Annotated in this window: 1 protein-coding gene; it reads right to left on the bottom strand. The window is 66.5% G+C overall.

Annotated features, from left to right (window positions below; all coding sequences use genetic code 11):
- Nucleotides 1-155: 155 nt before the first annotated feature.
- Nucleotides 156-3,398, bottom strand: coding sequence for a putative selenate reductase subunit YgfK (gene ygfK / locus ABLA28_RS10970; protein ID WP_347713696.1), 3,243 nt, complete (start codon nt 3,396-3,398; stop codon nt 156-158).
- Nucleotides 3,399-3,685: the final 287 nt, after the last annotated feature.

The raw sequence follows: 3,685 nt of genomic DNA, 5'->3' as shown, positions 1-3,685 counted from the left end.
ATGTAGCTCCGTCTCGTGGGCTCGGAGATGTGTATAAGAGACAGGCACCCCCCCTCTACCGTTCTTGCAGGGGGATGTTACCCCCTGCAAGAACGGTAAAAGGGATCCAAGGGAGCTTGCTCCCTTGGCGGGGTTTGGGGCGGAGCCCCGAAAGTCTACAGCAGCCAAGGCAGAGCGTCCACTATTCCTTCATACACCACCCGCATCTCCGCGGCCCGGGCCAGCGAGCGCCTGCCCTCGAACGGCCTCTTCGCCGTCAGGGACTCCACCGCGAAGCCGCGGTCGAACGTCGCCTCCAGCTCGTCGTCCTCATAGCGGTACCCGCGGTCCGTGACCGCGAGCCGCATCTCCGCGCCGCCCTCGCGGCGTCTCAAAAGCCCGGGCTCGACGCGCCAGACGTTGTCGTCCTGCGAGGCGAAGTCGTGTTCGTTCAGGCAGAGCCGAGGCTTTTCCATGTAGGGCCTCCCCTGGTGAACACAGAACGTGGCGCAGTTGCCGCACTCGTTGCAGAAGTCCTCGATATGCAGGATCTGGCGCGCCTGGGTCACGGCGAAACGCTCCTGCGCCACGACGGCCGGTCTGCCCCCGGACAGCGCCACGACGGGGACGTCGAACGACGTCGGCAGGGCGGCGTAGGTGACGTTGGCACGGTTGGGGCAGACCTCCACGCATTTGTCGCAGTGAGACGTGCACTGAAGGCACCTTTTTGCCTCGCTCCGCGCCGCGGCCTCGGTCAGGGTCCGCTCCACCAGGTCGAACCCCTCGCGCAGGGCCACGGGCAGGTGCTCCTCCTTATGGGGATCGGAGCGCCGGGTCCGAACCTTCTTGACCTCCAGGATCTCCTCCCGCGTCAGGGCCGGAAGGGAGGGTTCGGGCGGCAGCTCCACGCCAAGCTCGCGGCAGATGGCCTCTCCGGCCCGCGCGCCGTCGGCGCAGGCACGGATGACGATGTCCGGCCCCGAGATGAGGTCTCCGCCCGCGTAGATCCCGCTTCGGCTCGTGCGCCCCTCGTGCGTCGTGATGACGGAACCGTTGCGCCGCAGGGCGATGCTCCCGTTTGCAAAGAGCTCCCGGTCCGGGCTCTGGCCGATGGCGATCACGATGGAGTCCGCGTCCAGGACGAACTTCTCCCCCGTCGGCACCGGGGTGCGGCGCCCGTCCAGGTCCACCTCGCCCAGGGCGTTGCGCTCGCATTCGAGCCCCGCGACACGGCCGTCCTTCACGAGGACGCGGACCGGGGACGCCAGCTCCTCGAGCAGGTTGCCCTCCTCGAACAGCAGGCGCCGCTCCTCCTCGATAGCCGGCATCTCCGAGCGCGTGCGGCGGTACACCACCGTCACGGGGGCCCCGGTCAGGCGACGGGCGGTACGCGCCGCGTCCATCGCCGTGTTGCCTCCGCCGATGACCAGGGTCTTTCTGCCCAGGTCCGGACGCGATCCGTCCATCGTGGCGTCCAGCAGCTCCATCGCCGTCCAGACGCCCTTGGCGTCCGCCCCCTCGATCCTGAGCGGAAGGTCGTGGGGGAAGCCCGTGGCGACATACACCGCATCGAATCCCCGCTCCAGAAGTTTTTCCGGCGGCTCCGTCACCCGGTGGTTCAGGACGAACTCGACACCCAGGTCCTTCAGGCGCTGCACGTCCCGGTCCAGCACCTCGTGAGGCAGGCGGAACACCGGAGCTATCGCCATCATGCCGCCCACGCGGCTGCGCGCCTCGTAGACGGTCACCCCGACGCCCGCCAGGGCCAGCTTCATGGCCGCGCCCAAGCCCGACGGCCCGCCCCCGATCACGGCGACCCTGCGGGCGCTTTTCCTGACCTCGGGGACTGCCGCCCTGCCGCGCTCCGCGGCGAAACGCTTGAGCGCACGGATCTCCACCGCCTCGTCGTAGTTCGAACGGGTGCAGCGGGTCTGACACAGGTGCGTGCAGACGTAGCCCGTCAGCCCGGGAAGCGGATTTCGGCGCAGGATGGCAACCAGAGCGCCGTCGTAATCGCCGCGCGCGATCAGCCCCACGTACTCCGGGACGTCCTGGCAAACGGCGCACCGCGACATGCAGGGCGCCGTGATGCAGTCGAAAAGGCCCAGGCCCGAGTCCACCTTCGGGGCCCCGGGATAATAACTCTTTCGGTAACGGCGCGAGGTAAGGGATTCCGCGGCCGCCCTCTCCAGCTTCTCGTCCTTGCCGGCCGCGAAGGAGCGGAGGTCGGACGCCCCCGCCCTCTCCATCGCGGACTCCAGGTTCTCCAGACACTGTCCCATGCGCGCGTAGCCGCCCGGCTTGAGCAGGTCGGAGGCCATGGTCACGGTCAGGGCCCCGCAGGAGAAGATCCCGGCGATGTTCTCCGCATCGGCCCCGGCGGAGTAGGAGACGTTCAGGTCGCCCCCAAATTCCTTGTTCAGACGGTTCCAGAGGTTCATCGAGACGGGGTAGAGCGCGCGGCCCGACATGTACATCTCCTCGCCCGGCATGATGCGTCGGTAGTTGTACATCGCGAGCGTGTTGGTGAGCTTGACGCCGAAGAACCGCCCGTGCCTCGCCGACGCCTCCTTCATCATCCGGATGATCTCGACGGCCTGAGGGTATTTGAGGTCGTGATCGAACACGGGGTCGGGGATTTGGATCCCGTCGTAGCCCAGGGTCTCGTTCAAAATCGAGCGTACCTCGTCCCGCCCCAAAAGCGTCGGGTTCATCTTGACGAAGAGGTGGAACTTGCGCTCCTCCAGCAGGTAACGGGCAATCCTGCCGATCTCGTCGGGCGGACAGCCGTGCATGGTAGAGAGCGTGACGCTGTTCACCAGCGCGCTGGGCGCCGTGATGTCCGCGTACTGCGGGAACTCCCTGCGCAGCACCTCGCGGTACTCGCCGAGCTCCTCGGACGCGTCCAGCATCCTGGAGATGAAGGTCTGCATCCGGGGCTGAAGGATGCCCTCCAGGTTGTAGCCGACGCTCATGTTGAAGATCAGGCCTCCGGCCCCCTCCGTTCCCTCCCAGCCCAGCAGGCGCTCCAGGACGGGGATCAGCAGCCACGCCTTGATGTACTCCCGCACCGACTGCTCCAGCTTCAGCTCCTGCGACCACTCCGCATTGTACCCCTCGTCCTCGACGTCGATGCAGGGCCGGCCGAACTCCAGCTCGTCCATGATCTGGACGGTCTTGAGCTCCATGTAACGCGCGCCGCAGAGCCACGAGGCGACGATGTTCTGCGTCAGCTGCGTATTGGGCCCCGCCGCAGGACCTATGGGCGACAGCAGCGGGCCGCCGAACAGGTCCGGGACAAAAAAGCGTTCCTTCTTCGGCCGCCAGAACAGGGACTTGTGGATCCCGAAGATGGAGCCCTTCTCCCGATACTCCCCCTCGATCCAGCGCAGCAAATCGGAAAAACTCCGAGGCCTCATGAAGTGTGACACGAGTACACCCCCTCCTTGATTCAACCGGTCCCTGACGGAACCCCTCCGCCCCTCCTGTCGGGCCAAAAAGGTTTTTTACTTTATCCTGACGGAACCGGAACGTCCTTAAACCCATGCGCCGGCCGGCCGCCGGCGCATGGCCGGCGCATACGGTTGCGCCGGCCAGATAGCGACCGGCATACCCCACAAGCCAACACCTCGTGGAAGGCGGTCATTCACGCCTCAACGGCGCTGAACGAAGAGCCGGGACAGCCAGATAGCGACCGACATACCCC

Source organism: uncultured Fretibacterium sp., from assembly GCF_963544685.1.
GTDB lineage: Bacteria > Synergistota > Synergistia > Synergistales > Aminobacteriaceae > CAJPSE01.
Note: the sequence above shows the minus strand (reverse complement) of the source record. Positions and strands in the feature narration are given on the sequence as shown.

Coding starts and splice junctions, on each gene's coding strand:
- ygfK (WP_347713696.1), bottom strand. CDS start 3,398: ATGAGGCCTCGGAGTTTTTCCGATTTGCTGCGCTGGATCGAGGGGGAG.